Origin of the sequence: Brachybacterium sp. UNK5269 (assembly GCF_049266655.1) — a bacterium.
In the GTDB taxonomy this organism is placed as follows: domain Bacteria; phylum Actinomycetota; class Actinomycetes; order Actinomycetales; family Dermabacteraceae; genus Brachybacterium.
This window is the reverse complement of sequence record NZ_CP184883.1, coordinates 1339728-1354112: the sequence shown is the minus strand read 5'-3', so window position 1 is coordinate 1354112 and position 14385 is coordinate 1339728. Positions and strand designations below refer to the sequence as shown.

11 protein-coding genes are annotated in these 14385 nt (G+C 70.3%); 7 read left to right on the top strand and 4 right to left on the bottom strand.

The annotated features are described in order from the left end of the window. Positions 1-43 precede the first annotated feature (43 nt). The gene (trpS, locus tag ACOJUI_RS06230) at positions 44-1120 is read right to left on the bottom strand and encodes a tryptophan--tRNA ligase (RefSeq protein WP_259842273.1); all 1077 of its coding nucleotides are present in this window, start codon (positions 1118-1120) and stop codon (positions 44-46) included. After that, positions 1117-2139 (bottom strand): LacI family DNA-binding transcriptional regulator, encoded by a 1023-nt coding sequence (locus tag ACOJUI_RS06225; RefSeq protein WP_422117205.1) that lies wholly within the window; start codon positions 2137-2139, stop codon positions 1117-1119. The genes trpS and ACOJUI_RS06225 overlap by 4 nt, the downstream gene beginning before the upstream one ends. Positions 2140-2329: 190 nt before the next feature. Between ACOJUI_RS06225 and ACOJUI_RS06220 the strand changes: the two genes are divergently transcribed. From ACOJUI_RS06220 to ACOJUI_RS06195, 6 genes are all read left to right on the top strand, one after another. Beyond that, positions 2330-3637, top strand: coding sequence for a sugar ABC transporter substrate-binding protein (locus ACOJUI_RS06220; protein WP_422117204.1), 1308 nt, complete (start codon positions 2330-2332; stop codon positions 3635-3637). A gap of 81 nt (positions 3638-3718) precedes the next feature. Beyond that, a complete protein-coding gene (locus ACOJUI_RS06215; protein ID WP_422117203.1) occupies positions 3719-5302 on the top strand; it encodes an ABC transporter permease subunit in 1584 nt (527 codons plus the stop codon). A gap of 13 nt (positions 5303-5315) precedes the next feature. Continuing rightward, entirely contained in the window at positions 5316-6233 is a 918-nt protein-coding gene (locus tag ACOJUI_RS06210) for a sugar ABC transporter permease (RefSeq protein ID WP_422117202.1), read from the top strand. Between the two features lie 138 nt (positions 6234-6371). Then, on the top strand, positions 6372-8426 hold the full coding sequence (locus tag ACOJUI_RS06205) for a glycoside hydrolase family 13 protein (RefSeq protein WP_422117201.1): 2055 nt from the start codon (positions 6372-6374) through the stop codon (positions 8424-8426). Beyond that, entirely contained in the window at positions 8423-10120 is a 1698-nt protein-coding gene (locus ACOJUI_RS06200) for an alpha-amylase family glycosyl hydrolase (RefSeq protein ID WP_422117200.1), read from the top strand. Before ACOJUI_RS06205 ends, ACOJUI_RS06200 begins: the two co-directional genes overlap by 4 nt. Before the next feature lie 229 nt (positions 10121-10349). Continuing rightward, a complete protein-coding gene (locus tag ACOJUI_RS06195) occupies positions 10350-11618 on the top strand; it encodes a carboxylate--amine ligase (protein WP_422117199.1) in 1269 nt (422 codons plus the stop codon). An 86-nt stretch (positions 11619-11704) separates the two neighbouring features. Here the strand turns inward: ACOJUI_RS06195 and ACOJUI_RS06190 are convergent, their stop codons facing one another. Continuing rightward, positions 11705-12499 carry an aspartate/glutamate racemase family protein gene (locus tag ACOJUI_RS06190; protein WP_422117198.1) on the bottom strand — a complete coding sequence of 265 codons (795 nt, stop codon included), beginning with the start codon at positions 12497-12499 and terminating at the stop codon, positions 11705-11707. After that, on the bottom strand, positions 12496-13779 hold the full coding sequence (locus tag ACOJUI_RS06185) for a hypothetical protein (RefSeq protein ID WP_259891872.1): 1284 nt from the start codon (positions 13777-13779) through the stop codon (positions 12496-12498). The genes ACOJUI_RS06190 and ACOJUI_RS06185 overlap by 4 nt, the downstream gene beginning before the upstream one ends. 99 nt (positions 13780-13878) lie before the next feature. Between ACOJUI_RS06185 and ACOJUI_RS06180 the strand changes: the two genes are divergently transcribed. Further along, the gene (locus ACOJUI_RS06180) at positions 13879-14361 is read left to right on the top strand and encodes a YbhB/YbcL family Raf kinase inhibitor-like protein (protein ID WP_422117197.1); all 483 of its coding nucleotides are present in this window, start codon (positions 13879-13881) and stop codon (positions 14359-14361) included. Positions 14362-14385: the final 24 nt, after the last annotated feature.

Below are 14385 nucleotides of genomic sequence, written 5' to 3'. Positions count from 1 at the left end.
CAGGGCGGGCCCACACCGATGGCGGGGCCCCGGCCGGGACCGGTCAGTAGACCATCCCCATGACCTCGCGCACCTTGGCGAGGGTCTGGTTCGCGACGTCGTTGGCCCGCTCATTGCCCTCGCGCAGGATCGCGAACAGCTGGGCCGGGTCCTTCTCCAGCTCGGCGCGACGCTCGCGGATCGGGGCCAGGTGCTCGTTCAGCGCCTCGGCGGTCATCACCTTGAGGGTGCCGGCGCCCTTGTCGCCGATCTCCTCGGCGATGTCCTGCGGGCTGCGGCCGGAGCTCAGGGCGGCGATGGTGAGCAGGTTCGCCACCTCGGGCCGCGCCTCCGGGTCGAAGGTGATCACCCGGTCGGAGTCGGTCTTGGCCTTCTTGATGCGCTTGGCGGTCTCGTCGGCAGTCATCCGCAGCATCACGGTGTTGCCGAGCGACTTGCTCATCTTGGCCCCGCCGTCCAGGCCCAGGATGGTCGGGGCCTCCGAGAGCAGCGCGTCGGGCTCGCGGAACACGGTCTCGCCCCCGGCGTAGCGCTCGTTGAAGCGGCGGGCGATCACGCGGGTCTGCTCGATGTGGGGCAGCTGGTCCTTGCCCACCGGCACCACGTTGCCGTGGCAGAACAGGATGTCGGCTGCCTGGTGCACCGGGTAGGTGAGCAGCAGCCCGCCCATGGCGGACTTCCCGGCGGCCTGCAGCTCTGCCTTCACGGTGGGGTTGCGCTCCAGCTCGGGCTGGGTGACCAGCGAGAGGAACGGCAGCAGCAGCTGGTTCAGGGCCGGCACCGCGGAGTGCGTGAAGATCGTGGCCCGTGCCGGGTCGATGCCCACGGCGAGGTAGTCGGTCAGCAGCTCCTGGACACTGCCGCGGATGTCACCGATCACGTCGCGGTCGGTGATCACCTGGTAGTCCGCCACCAGCACCCAGGTCTCCACGCCGGCGTCCTGCAGGCGCACGCGGTTGCGCAGCGATCCGAAGTAGTGCCCGATGTGCAGGGCACCGGTGGGACGGTCACCGGTGAGCATGCGCAGGCCCGAGGGATCGGTGGCGATCTTCTGCTCGAGGGCCTGGCTGCGGGCGTAGGCGGTGTCGTAGCTGCTGCGGGAGATGTTGGGCTCGGTCACCGTTTCATGCTAGCGGCAGGCGCGGCCGCGGTGGACCCGCGCACCAACAGCTGCGGCCGCACCACCACCTCGGTGCGGGCGGGACGGCGGGACTGCTCCCCGCCGGAGAGTGCGGCGCTCACGGCGGCGCGGGCCATCTGCGGGACGGCCTGGCGCACGGTGGTCAGCGGCGGGTTCGTCAGCGAGGCCCAGAACACGTCGTCATAGCCCACCACCGAGACGTCACCGGGCACCGACAGCCCGAGGGAGCGCACTCCCTCGAGTGCACCGGCCGCCATCACGTCGGATCCGCACACGATCGCGGTGGCCCCACGGGCCACCAGGTCGCGGCTGGCCTCGTAGCCTCCGGCGTAGGAGAAGTCGGTGAAGGACACCGGGTGCTCCTGGCCGGTGTGCTCCACAGCGGCCTCCTCGAACGCCCGCAGCTTCTCTCGCACCGGCCAGGTGTGCTCGTCCCCCACGGCCAGGCCCACCTTCTCGTGGCCCAGGTCGTGCAGGTGGGTGAGGACCGCCCGCATCGCATGCTCGTCGTCGGAGGTGAGGAAGGAGGCGTCCACGTCGTCGCGGACCCCGTTGATCAGCACCAGCGGTGTCCCGCTCGCGGTGATCTCGCGGTACTGGTCCACCGGGTCGGACTCCTGGGCGTGGAAGCCGGAGACCACGATCACGCCTGTCACACCGGCGTGCAGGAAGCGCTGGAACGCTTCGCGCTCGCGCTCCACGGTGCGGGCGCGAAGGGCCACCAGGGCGGAGGCGCCGCGCTGGAACAGCTCGGCCTCGATGCGCTCCACCCAGGCGGCGAACACCTGGTTCTCCAGATCGGGGACCAGTACGCCTACCAGGGGGCCCGATTGCGTGACATCGGGACCGACGTCCCGCCCGAGCTGCCGGGCGGCCTCGAGCACCGTGCTACGCGTGGATTCGTTGACTCCTGCACGGCCGTTGAGCACGCGGGACACAGTGGCCTCGCTCACCCCGGCGGTGCGGGCGATGTCGATGAGTCGCGCCTTCACACTCATCCTCCCAGGTCAGCAGGCTGCTGCGCCTGTGTCCGAATCGAGATCTGCAAGTTCTTGCGAATTCTTGCACGAGTGGGGCGGTTCGGTCTACAGTCCACAGCAACAGGTCGGCCCATAGCAACAGGTCAGCCCATAGCAACAGGTCAGCGCCTGAACGGTCGAAATCCGACCACGATTCAAAGGAGAAGACGTGCAGATCCGTCGTAAGAATTTCCTGGCCCTCTCCGGTGTGGCCGCATCCGCCACCCTGCTCGCCGCGTGCGGTGGAGACGCCACCGATGGTGGCGGCACCACCGGTGGCGGCAGCAACGCATCCGACGGCGGCGGCGCCTCGGACGGCGGCGGCGAGACCGCCGAGGGCGTCCCGGCCCGCGGCAACGCCGACCTGGTCATCTGGGCCGACGAGCTGAAGGCCAAGTCCCTCCAGGAGCCGGCCAAGGCATGGGCCGAGGGCCAGGGCATCACCGTCGAGGTGCAGACCGTGGCCAACGACCTGCAGACCAACTACGTCACCGCCAACCAGGCCGGCAACGGCCCGGACATCGTGCTCGGTGCGCACGACTGGATCGGCAACCTGGTCCAGAACGGCGCCATCGCCCCGGTGCAGCTGCCCGGCGACGCCGCCGACAAGGTGGCCCCGATCGGCCTGCAGGCCGTGACCTACGACGGCCAGACCTACGGCGTGCCCTACGCGGTGGAGACCCTGACCCTCTACGCGAACAACGCCTTGACCGACGTGCCCGAGCCCGGCACCATCGAGGAGCTCATCGAGGCCGCCAAGGCCGGTGGCGCCGAGGTCACCCTGTCCCTGCCCGTGGGTGAGCAGGGCGACGCCTACCACATGCAGCCCCTGTACACCTCTGCCGGTGGCTACCTGTTCGGTACCGATGCCGAGGGCAACCAGGACCCCTCGGACCTGGGCGTGGGCAAGGAGGGCTCCATCGCGGCCGCCGAGAAGATCGGTGCCCTGGGCGCCGACCAGGTGCTGCGCACCTCGATCACCGGCGACAACGCCATCTCGCTGTTCACCGATGGCAAGGCCGCCTACCTGATCTCCGGCCCCTGGGCCCTGGGCGACATCAACACCGCCGGCATCGACTTCACCATGAGCGCGGTGCCCGGCTTCGAGGGCATGGAGCCCGCCAAGCCCTTCGCCGGTGTGAACGCCTTCTACGTGGCCTCCAACGGCGAGAACCAGGGCTTCGCCCAGACCTTCGTGGGCGAGGTCGCCTCCAATGCGGAGATCGCCGAGCAGATGTTCCAGTCGAACAACCTGCCCCCGGTCAACCTGGAGCTGCAGGAGAAGCTGGTCGGCGAGTTCCCCGACATGGTGAAGATCGCCGAGTTCGCCGAGCAGGCCGAGCCCATGCCGTCCATCCCGCAGATGGCCGCCATCTGGGGCCCGCTGGGCCAGGCCCAGGCCAACATCGTCGGCGGTGCCGACCCGGCCTCGACCATGCAGGCCGCCGGTGAGGAGATCGCCGGCCAGATCGGCTGATCCCCTCGACGGGGGCGCGGCGGCACTGCCGCCGCGCCCCCGTCGCCTACCTCCTCAGGGTTCTCGAAAGGCACCGTCGCCATGACCTCCACCCAGTCCCCCGCCGCCTCGCAGTCGCGCGGGACCACCACCGTCACCTCCGTGCTGGGCCGCGTCCTCTTCCTCGGCGCGGTCCTCGCCCTCGTCGTCTTCTTCGCCCCGGTCCTGTTCGCACAGCAGCTGTGGATGTGGCTGATCGTGCTGCTGGGCTCCGCGCTGGCGATCTTCGTGCTGTACTCCACCAAGCGCTTCATCCCCGGCAAGTACATCTTCCCGGGCACCTTCTTCCTGGTGGTCTTCCTGATCACGCCGATCATCCTCACGGTGGGGTACTCCTTCACCAACTTCGGCGACGGCACCCGCGGCACCAAGGAGCAGGCGATCAACTCGATCGTCTCCAACTCCGTGCAGCAGACGGCCGATGCCCCGCGGTACAACATGACCGTGGCCACCACCGGTTCCGCCACCGCGGGCCCCTTCGAGCTGTGGCTGGTGGAGCCCACCAGCGGTGAGGTGTTCCGCGGCACCGCCGAGGAGCCCCTGGAGCAGGTGGACGCCTCCGAGGTCACCGTGGCCGACGGTCGGGTCACCGAGGTGCCCCAGGGCGAGATCCTGGATGCGCGGGAGATCAACACGGTGTACGGCGAGCTGCAGCAGCTCGCGGTCCCGGTGGACGAGACCTCCGCGATCCGTCCCCTCAGCATCAACCAGGCCTTCGTGGGCACCACGGTGCTGCAGTACGACGAGGAGCGCGACGTCATCACCGACACCGCCTCCGGCGCCGAGTACTCGGTCCAGAAGATCGATGACACCGAGTACTTCGTGAACGAGGAAGGGCAGAGGCTCTCCCAGTCCTGGCTGCAGGGCGTGGGCGCGAGCAACTACGAGAGGCTCTTCACCAACTCCAGCATCGCCTCCCAGTTCCTGGGCGCTTTCGGCTGGACCCTGGTGTTCGCGGCGGGCTCGGTGCTGTCCACCTTCATCCTGGGCTTCGCGCTGGCGCTGATCCTCAACGACGAGCGCCTGAAGGGCCGCCGCCTGTACCGCTCGATCCTGCTGATGCCGTACGCGGTGCCGGGCTTCATCGCCCTGCTGGTGTGGTCGAACTTCTACAACCGCGACTTCGGCCTGATCAACGAGATGCTGAACCTGGACCTGAACTGGTTCGGTGACCCCAGCCTGGCCAAGGTGGCGGTGCTGCTGACGAACCTGTGGATGGGCTTCCCCTACATGTTCATCATCTCCACCGGTGCCCTGCAGTCGATCCCCGGGGACGTGCTGGAGGCCGCCAAGATCGACGGTGCCAACCGGTTCCAGGCCACCGTGAAGGTGGTGATGCCGCTGCTGCTGGTGGCGGTGGCGCCGCTGCTGGTCGCCTCCTTCGCGTTCAACTTCAACAACTTCAACGCGATCGAGCTGCTCACCGAGGGTGGTCCCTTCCCGCCGGGCGAGTTCACCCGCGGTTCCACGGACATCCTGATCTCGATGATCTACCGCATCGCCTTCGGCGGCTCGGGGGCCGACTTCGGCTTCGCCTCCGCGGTGTCGGTGATGCTGTTCGTCCTCACCGGCATCCTGGCAGCGGTCCAGTTCCGGTTCACCCGTGCACTCGAAGACGTCAACTGAGGAGATGGACCACATGTCTGCACCCACTGCCTCGACCGCGTCGAGCACCCCTGCCCCGCAGGCCACGAAGCACAAGATGAGCTTCGGCCGCTGGTTCGCCGAGATCGGGTGGCGCCACCTGGTGGGCATCGCCGCCATGATCTTCGCGGTGTTCCCCATCCTGTTCGTCATCTCGGCCTCGCTGAACCCCACCGGTACGGTGGCGGCCACCAGCCTGATCCCCACCGAGTTCAGCCTGCGGCACTACACCTCGCTGCTGACCGGCGAGCGCGGGCCGATCCTGCGCTGGTACCTCAACACCATGATCGTGTGCTTCACGGTCGCCTTCGTGCAGGTGTTCCTCTCGGTGATGGCCGCCTACGCCTTCAGCCGCTTCCGCTTCAAGGGCCGCCGCCTGGGCCTGCTGTCGCTGCTGCTGGTGATGATGTTCCCCTCGATCCTGGCGATGATCGCGATCTACTCGATGATCTCGGACCTCGGCAAGGTGATCCCGCTGCTGGGGCTGGACTCGGTGCCGGGCTACCTGATCATCCTGCTGGGCGGCTCGCTGGGCCAGGTGTGGCTGATCAAGGGCTTCTTCGACACCGTGCCGAAGGAGCTGGACGAGGCCGCGATCATCGACGGCGCCAACCACTGGCAGGTGTTCACCAAGATCCTGCTGCCGGCACTGGTACCGATCCTGGCCACCACCCTGCTGCTGTCCCTGGTGGGCGTGCTGTCGGAGTTCCTGCTGGGCTCGATCTTCCTGACCAGCGACGAGAACAAGACCCTCGCGGTGGGCCTGTACGGCCTGCTGTCCGAGAACCGCTCCAACAACCTGGGCGTGTTCGCGGCCGGCTCCGTGATGATCATGGTCCCGGTGATCATCCTGTACCAGTTCCTGCAGCGCTACATCGTCGGCGGCTCCACGGCCGGCGCTGTCAAGGGCTGATCGGCGTACTGCGAGGAGCACTTCCTCCTGCCGGCGGGCCGAGACCTCTCGGCCCGCCGGTTCGTCGTCGCGCCGGCTCCTCGTTCCGCGCCCCGTCCCGCCTTGCCCGCCCTGCGCCGTCCGACCCGAAGGACCCCCATGAGCACCATTCCCCCCACCGCCCCGGCCGATCCCACCGCGGTTCCCCTGCCGCAGCAGCCGATGCACGACTCCGGCCCGCTGTTCGTGCCACGCCCGCCGCGGGCGCTCGGGGAGGAGGTGGAGCTGCGGGTGTGGATGCCGCACAGCTGGCCGGTCAGCGCCGTCGCGCTGCGCACCATCGTCGATGGGGAGATCTCCACGGCGGTGCTGGCAGCTGAGCAGCCCCACACCGCCCCGCCGGGCGGCACCTGGTTCGCGGTGACCACGACGGTGGTGAACCCTGTCCAGCCCTACCGCTTCTGCCTGGTGGGCGATCCGGAGGCGAACGCAGAGGTGCCGAGGTACGCGTGGCTGACCGCAGCCGGCATCGTCCCCTGGGACGTCGCCGATGCGACCGACTTCCGCCTGGTGGCGCACGAGCCGGCACCGGACTGGGTGGACGACGCGGTGGTGTACCAGGTGTTCCCGGACCGCTTCGCGCGCTCCGCCGCCTCCCCCACCGATGAGCACGGCCGCTTCGCCCCGGACCAGCTGCCGGACTGGGCCCGCCCCATGGCCTGGGACGAGCCGCCCTCACTGGACGGCATGGTCAACGGGCAGCAGCTGTACGGCGGTGATCTGGACGGGGTGATCGAGCACCTGGACCACATCCAGGAGCTGGGGGCCGACGTGGTGTACCTGACCCCGGTGTTCCCCGCCGGCTCCGCGCACCGCTACGACGCCAGCACCTTCGACCGTGTGGACCCCCTGCTGGGCGGGGACGAGGCCCTGGTGCGGCTCTCCCGGGCGCTGCACGAGCGGGGCATGCGGCTGATGGTGGACCTGACCACCAACCACACCGGGGACACCCATGAGTGGTTCCGCACCGCCCAGGCAGATGCCGGCAGCACCGAGGCCGGCTTCTACCGCTTCCACGAGCACCCCGCCGACTACCGCTGCTGGATCGGGGTGCCAACCCTGCCCTCGCTCGAGCACTCCTCCTCGGAGCTGCGCGAGCGCCTGCTGTCCGGGCCGGACAGCGTCGTGGGCCGCTACCTCCGCGCGCCCTTCCTCGCGGACGGGTGGCGCATCGACGTGGCGAACATGACCGGCCGCAACGGTGCGGAGGACCTCACCCACGAGGTGGCCCGCACCATCCGCGCCACCATGCGCGAGGTGCGCGAGCACACCGGGCGGGACACCTGGCTGCTGGCGGAGCACGGTCATGACGCCAGCGGTGACCTGGCCGGCGACGGCTGGCACGGCACCATGAACTACACCGGCTTCACCCGTCCCCTGTGGGCGTGGCTCTCCCCCGAGGGCTCCCCGCTGAACTGGCTGGGCCTGCCGATGACCGCACCGCGCGTCCCCGGCTGGGCTGCGGCCCGCACCCTTCGCGACTACAACGCGCACCTGCCCTGGCCCTCCCGCCTGCACTCCCAGAACCAGCTGTCCAGTCACGACACACCGCGCACCCGCACCGTGGTGGGCGACCACCAGGCGCACCTGGTGGCGATCACCGCCCTGGCCACCCTGCCCGGCGTGCCCACGGTGTTCGCCGGCGACGAGCTGGGGCTGCAGGGCCTGACCGGGGAGCACTCCCGCACCGCGATGCCCTGGGAGGCCATCGACCGCGTGCGACGGGGCGAGCCGGTGCAGCCGTCCACCGTGGTGGAGGAGCAGATCGATCCCGGGATCTGGCCGGTGCTGCGCGAACTGCTCGCTCTGCGCAGGCGGCACCCGGCACTGCGCCGGGGCGGCATCCAGTGGCTGCACATGGGTGAGGATTCCCTCGTCCTGCTGCGCACGCACCCTGCCGGGGACATCCTGGTGCACCTCGCCCGCGCCGCCCATGGCAGGGTGGAGATCGACCTGGCCCATCTCCCGCCCACCGAGGCGCCCGAGGCCCTCGCCGCGATCGGCGGTGCACGCGCATCGGCCACGGGCCAGGTCCTGGCCCTGGAGGCCGAGAGCCCCGGCGCCACCATCACGCTGCTGTCCCGCAGCGCTGCCATGACCCCCGGGCCGGATGGCCCGGCCCCGACCGCACCCGTCCAGGAGGACACCCCGTGACCCAGAACGCCCCCGTCACCGCCGACCACCGCGCCACCGAGCAGGCCCACCGCCAGTGGTGGCGCGACGCCGTGGTGTACCAGGTGTACCCGCGATCCTTCGCCGACAGCGACGGCGACGGCATGGGCGACCTGCCCGGCATCACCGCCCGCCTGCCCCATATCGCCGAGCTGGGGGCCGACGCCGTGTGGCTCTCCCCCTTCTACACCTCCCCGCAGAACGACGGCGGCTACGACGTCGCGGACTACCGGGACGTCGACCCCCGCTTCGGCACCCTCGCCGACGCCGACGAGCTGATCGCCCGTGCCCACGAGCTGGGCCTCAAGGTGGTCGTGGACATCGTCCCCAACCACTCCTCGAGCGAGCACGTGCTGTTCCAGCAGGCCCTGGCGGCCGCCCCCGGCTCCCCCGAGCGCGAGATGTACATGTTCCGCGAGGGGCGCGGGGAGCACGGCGAGCTGCCGCCCAACAACTGGCAGTCCATCTTCCACGGGGACGCCTGGACCCGCGTCACCGAGGCCGACGGCACCCCCGGGCAGTGGTACCTGCACCTGTTCGACACCACCCAGCCGGACTTCAACTGGGAGAACCCCGCCGTGCACGAGCTGTTCGCGGACGTGCTGCGCTTCTGGCTGGACCGCGGGGTGGACGGCTTCCGGGTGGACGTCGCTCACGGCATGGTCAAGCCCGAGGGCCTGCCCGACTCCCCCGTCGACTCCGAGGGGATGGCCGTGGTGCCCGAGGGCGAGGTGCCCGTCTACTTCGACAACGACGGCGTGCACGCGATCTACCGCGAGTGGCGCGCGATCCTGGACGAGTACCCCGGCGAGCGGATGATGGTGGGCGAGGCCTGGATCCCCGAGGCCTCGATGCCCAAGTACGTGCGCCCCGACGAGATGCACCAGGTGTTCAACTTCGGCTTCCTGCAGTCCCGCTGGGACGTGGAGGCCCTCCAGCACGCCATCTCCGAGCCGCTGCGGCTGGCTGACGCGGTGGGCGCCCCCACCACCTGGGTGCTCTCCAACCATGACGTGATCCGCCACGCCACCCGCTACGGCTTCCCTCCGGAGCACCGCTTCGGCGAGGGCCTGTCCCGCCAGGAGCACCCCGACGCGCGGCTGGGCCTGGCGCGAGCCCGCGCCGCCACCCTGCTGATGCTGGCCCTTCCGGGCTCGGCCTACCTGTACCAGGGCGAGGAGCTGGGGCTGCCGGAGGTGGCCGACATCCCTGACGAGCTGCGTGAGGACCCCGCCCACAAGCGTGCGGGCGTGCCCGGACGCGACGGCTGCCGGGTGCCGCTGCCCTGGGAGGCCGATGCCCCCGCCTTCGGCTTCTCCCCCAGTGGCGAAAGCTGGCTGCCCCAGCCCGAGGTGTTCGGGGTGCTCGCCGCGGACCGTCAGCGCGGCGTTGAGGGATCGACGCTGGAGCTGTACCGCGAGGCGCTGCGCCTGCGCCGCGAGCTGCACCTGGGTGCGCACGGTGTCGGCGATCGGGTGGCCTTCGTCGAGGGCGCCCCCCAGGGCGTGCTGATGGTGGAGCACGGGCCGGTGCTGGTCGTGGTCAACACCACCGACGACCCGGTCGAGCTGCAAGCCCTGCCCCGGGGAGCCGACGCCGAGGTGCTGCTCGGCTCGGCACCGCTGGAGGGTGGAGCGATCGTGGCGGACAGCGCGGTGTGGCTGCACCGGGCATGACGCGACAGGACCGGACACGGCAGGGCCGGGCGCGAGTAGGCGCACCGATGCCGCACGCCCGGGCACGGACCGGTGCACCGCCCGAGCAGGCCCCCTCCGGTAGTCTGTCGGAGGTGCGGAGACGGCCCGGCCAGCCGCCGCACCGGCCGTTGGCCACCTGCAGCGGCGCTCCGCTGCCCCCTATTCCTGTCGTCGTCAGCGCGCCGCGTGGCGTGCCGAGGAGCTCCTCATGATCCGTCCCCGTTCCTCCCGCGCCGCGGCCCGCACGAAGGCCGATCCCGGCTTCGACGTGGTGATGATCGGGTCCGGTCTGGGCATCTACGCACTGACCCGGGCCTTCCACGAGGAGTACGGGGTGGTCTCCACCGTCGTGGCGGCCAACGCTCCGGCCCCGATGCACCGCTCGGTCACCTGCCGTGTCCACGAACCGGCGGGCAGCGGCGAGCAGGAGCGCCTGCAGGCCCTGCTGGACCTCGCGGCCGGACGACCGCAGGGACGCCCCGCGCTCCTGCTGTGCAACAACGACAGCCACGTGGAATTCCTGGCCCGCCATGCCGAGCTGCTCGAGCAGCACTACCTGCTGCGGGTGCCCAGCCTGGAGACGGTGAACCAGCTCGCGGACAAGGCCAGCTTCGCCGAACTGTGCGAGCAGCACGACATCACGGTCCCGTCCACGCGGGTGCTGGACTTCCGCAGTGGCGGTGCACCCGAGATCGGCGAACTGCCCTTCGACTTCCCGATCGTGGCGAAGCCGGCCGTGGGCGGCCCCCACGCCGAGCTGCGCATGGCGGGCAAGAAGAAGGTGTACTTCCTGGAGGACCTTCGCGAGCTGGAGGACCTCCGCGACCGTCTCCACGCGGCGGGCTTCCGCGACCGCTTCGTGCTCCAGGAGCTGATCCCCGGGGACGACACCGCGATGCGCTCCATCACCGCCTACCGGGACGCCCGCGGCACGGTGACCCTTCTGGCCAGCGCAGCGGTGCTGCTCGAGGAGCACACCCCGGAGGCGCTGGGGCGTCCGGCCGCCATGATCACCACGGACTTCCCGCAGCAGCTGGAGCAGGCCCGGCTGCTGCTCGATGCCACCGGCTATGTCGGCTTCGCCAATGTGGACATCAAGGAGGATCCGCGGGACGGCTCCCAGCGATTCCTGGAGATCAATCCGCGCATCGGCCGCAACAGCTACTACGTCACGGGGGCGGGGGCGAACGTGGCACGGTTCATGGTCGAGGACGCCGTCCATGGCCGCACGCCTGAGCCCGTGGTCGGGCTCCCGGAGGTGCTGTACTCGATCGTGCCGCTGCGGCTGCTGCGCCGCTACGTGCTGGACCCGATCCAGCGACGGCGCCTGCACGAGGTGGCCCGCAGGCGCACCGTGAACCCGTGGGACTATCCTGCCGAGAGGCCGTGGATGCGTGCCTACGCGCAGGCGGTGCGGCTGAACCACGTGCGCAAGTTCCGTCGGTACTACCCCAGGCCCTCCGCCACCGGGTTCTGAGGCCCGCTGCCCCGTGTTGCGCGCTGACTTCCTGCGGCGCGGCCGGACCGGTGTCCAGCCGGAGCGGGGTGTCAGCGGGGCCCAGGTCAACCGAAGCCGGGCGAGAGACGCTTGCCCGAGGCCAGGATGGTCTGCTCGGCCAGGACCGTGAGGGAGTCCACCAGGCGCTCATCGCCCCGGTACCCGTGCTGGTCGTAGATCACTGACAGCTCCGTGCAGCCCAGCACCACCGTGCCGGCACCGGCCTCCAGGGCCGTGTCCACGCACTCCTCGAAGAGCGTGGTGTCCACCGGGCGGTTGGCCTTGACCTGGTCGTAGATGAGCGTGTTGATGCGGTCCTGCAGGGAACGCTCCGGGATCAGCGGCCGAGCCCCCTCCGCCGCGAGCGCATGCTCGAACACCTCGGCGCGCACATTGCCCTCGGTGGCGAACACCGCGACCGGCCTGCCGCTGTGGGCGACCCGCTGCGCGGCCGCCCTGGCGGTGGCCTCGACGATGCTCACGAAGGGGATGGCGGTCGCCTCGCGCACTCCCTGCACGAAGTGGTGGGCGGTGTTGCACGGCAGCACCAGCAGCTGGGCGCCGATCCGCTCGAGCATCGCAGCATCGCGCGCGAGGACGGGACCGGGATCGGCCGCCTCGTCATCGAGGATCCGGGCGGTGCGGTCCGGGGTGCTGGAGTGCTGGGAGACCACCAGGTCCAGGTGGTCCTGGTCGGTGCGGGCGTCGGTGGCGCGCACCAGCAGGTCCAGGAACACAGCGGTCGCGGCGGGGCCAAGCCCGCCGAGCACCCCCACCACCGGCTGCGACCAGCTGCCGGCGTCCAGCCGGCCGCCGGTCTCCTCGAGGCGCCCCGTGGCGGGCCTCCCCGCATCGGTCACGACGCCGTCTCCGGACGGTAGTACCTGCGGAACTTCCGCACATAGTTCGCCATGGCGGCGACGGTGTACCACAGGCGCACCGGGTCCTTCTCCACGCCCCGGTACAGCAGCGGGTTGCGGACCCGGCGGGACTTCAGCACCCGGCGCAGCTGTGCCCTGGCCTCCGGCAGGGTGGTGTACTTCTTGACCAGCGCCACCGGCACCACGGTGTAGAGGGTCTCCTCCTGGTGCTGGACGATCTGCGGATCCTCGCCCTCCGCGACCTCGGGCAGGCCCGTCCCGAGATGCTCGTCCACGTACCACCGCACGGGGTTGTGCCCCCCGGCGGTGACGTAGTAGTTGGAGCGGCCCAGGCGCGGGTTCAGCTCGAAGAACTTCGTGCGGCCGTCGCGCGGATCGTGCTTGAGGTCGAAGTTGGCGTAGCCCACCCATCCCAGTGCGGCGCACAGCTGCTGGGCCTGGGCCACCATCTCCTCGTCCACACCGGTGATGATCGCCGCCGGGTTCCCGATCGCGCCCGGGGTGTGCTCCTCCAGCAGGGTGCGGCCCCAGGAGGCGAACCGCACCCGGGACTGCGCATCGCAGTAGCAGGTGAGGATCCGCATGTTCTGGTCGTCACCCGGGATGCGGTCCTGGACGATGATGCTCTCGCGGTAGCCGGCCGCGCGGATGGTGCGCAGGAGGTCGAGCAGCTCCTCGTGGCTGCCCACGGTGTGGACCTTCTGCTTGCCCGGGAAATCTGCCCGCTTCCACTCCGAGACCTCGGCGGGCTTGGCGATCACCGGGTAGGTGAAGGGCACCTCGAGATCGTCGGCGACCTCCTGCGCGAGGTCCACGATCCGGGTGCTGGGGTGGTCCACGCCGAGGCGCTCGCACAGCTCGGTGAAGTTCTGCTTCTCGGTCCCCGCCCGGAAGGTCTCCAAGTCCACGTACGGGGCCACCCAGCGCTCGTCCAGGGCGTCCGTCTCGTCGCGCACCCGGATGATGGCCTTGACCGTGGCGTCGGCCGATCCCAGCAGCAGCAGTCGTCCCTCGGGGTGCGCGGCGGCGACGTCCTGCAGCACGGGGGCGAGCTGGGCGGCGTCGAACGGGTCCGCGCAGCGCACGTTCTCGATGATCGCCGAGCGCGAGATGTGCCAGCCCTGCAGTCGGGAGATCACCACTGAGCGGATGCCGTAGGCCTCGTGGAAGGCGCGCGCCAGGGAGTAGGCGCCGATGTCGCCGCCCACCACGACGGGGATGAACGCGGGCAGGGAGTCCTGGGGGTGCGGGGCAGACATGAGCGTCAGTGTATAGAGGCAACCACTGCCCGCTGCGGCGCCCCGGGGGCCGCGTTGATGTGTCTCGACACCCCCGGCAGTCCTGCCTACGCTGGGGGTATGACCGAGAACACGTTCACCTTGACCTCCTCCGCCCTTCCCGACGGCTCCGTCGTCTCCGGTGAGCACCTCGCTCCCGAGCAGGACGGCTCCTCCGTCTCCCCGGATCTCTCCTGGTCCGGTGCCCCGGAGGGCACGAAGAGCTTCGCGGTGACCTGCTACGACCCGGACGCTCCCACCGGTTCCGGCTTCTGGCACTGGGTGGCCTGGGACATCCCCGCCACCACCACGTCCCTTCCCGCCGGGGTGGGGCGCCAGGACGACTCCCTCACGCAGGCCACCAATGACTTCGGCCGCGCGGGGTACGACGGCCCCAACCCCCCGGCGGGCCCCGCGCACCGCTACGTCTTCACCGTGCATGCGCTGCCAGTGGAGTCCCTGGGGGCCGATCCTGCTGATCCGCACGTGGGCACCCGCTTCGCGATCTTCTCCCAGCAGCTCTCCTCCGCCTCCTTCACCACCCGTTACCAGGTGACGGGCTGAAGGACCAGGGGGAAACTCTCCGCG

Bases quoted from the DNA above. Each gene is read 5' to 3' on its own strand.
- ACOJUI_RS06225 (WP_422117205.1), bottom strand. From the start codon at position 2,139: ATGAGTGTGAAGGCGCGACTCATCGACATCGCCCGCACCGCCGGGGTG.
- ACOJUI_RS06215 (WP_422117203.1), top strand. From the start codon at position 3,719: ATGACCTCCACCCAGTCCCCCGCCGCCTCGCAGTCGCGCGGGACCACC.
- ACOJUI_RS06210 (WP_422117202.1), top strand. From the start codon at position 5,316: ATGTCTGCACCCACTGCCTCGACCGCGTCGAGCACCCCTGCCCCGCAG.
- ACOJUI_RS06205 (WP_422117201.1), top strand. From the start codon at position 6,372: ATGAGCACCATTCCCCCCACCGCCCCGGCCGATCCCACCGCGGTTCCC.
- ACOJUI_RS06195 (WP_422117199.1), top strand. From the start codon at position 10,350: ATGATCCGTCCCCGTTCCTCCCGCGCCGCGGCCCGCACGAAGGCCGAT.
- ACOJUI_RS06185 (WP_259891872.1), bottom strand. From the start codon at position 13,779: ATGTCTGCCCCGCACCCCCAGGACTCCCTGCCCGCGTTCATCCCCGTC.
- ACOJUI_RS06180 (WP_422117197.1), top strand. From the start codon at position 13,879: ATGACCGAGAACACGTTCACCTTGACCTCCTCCGCCCTTCCCGACGGC.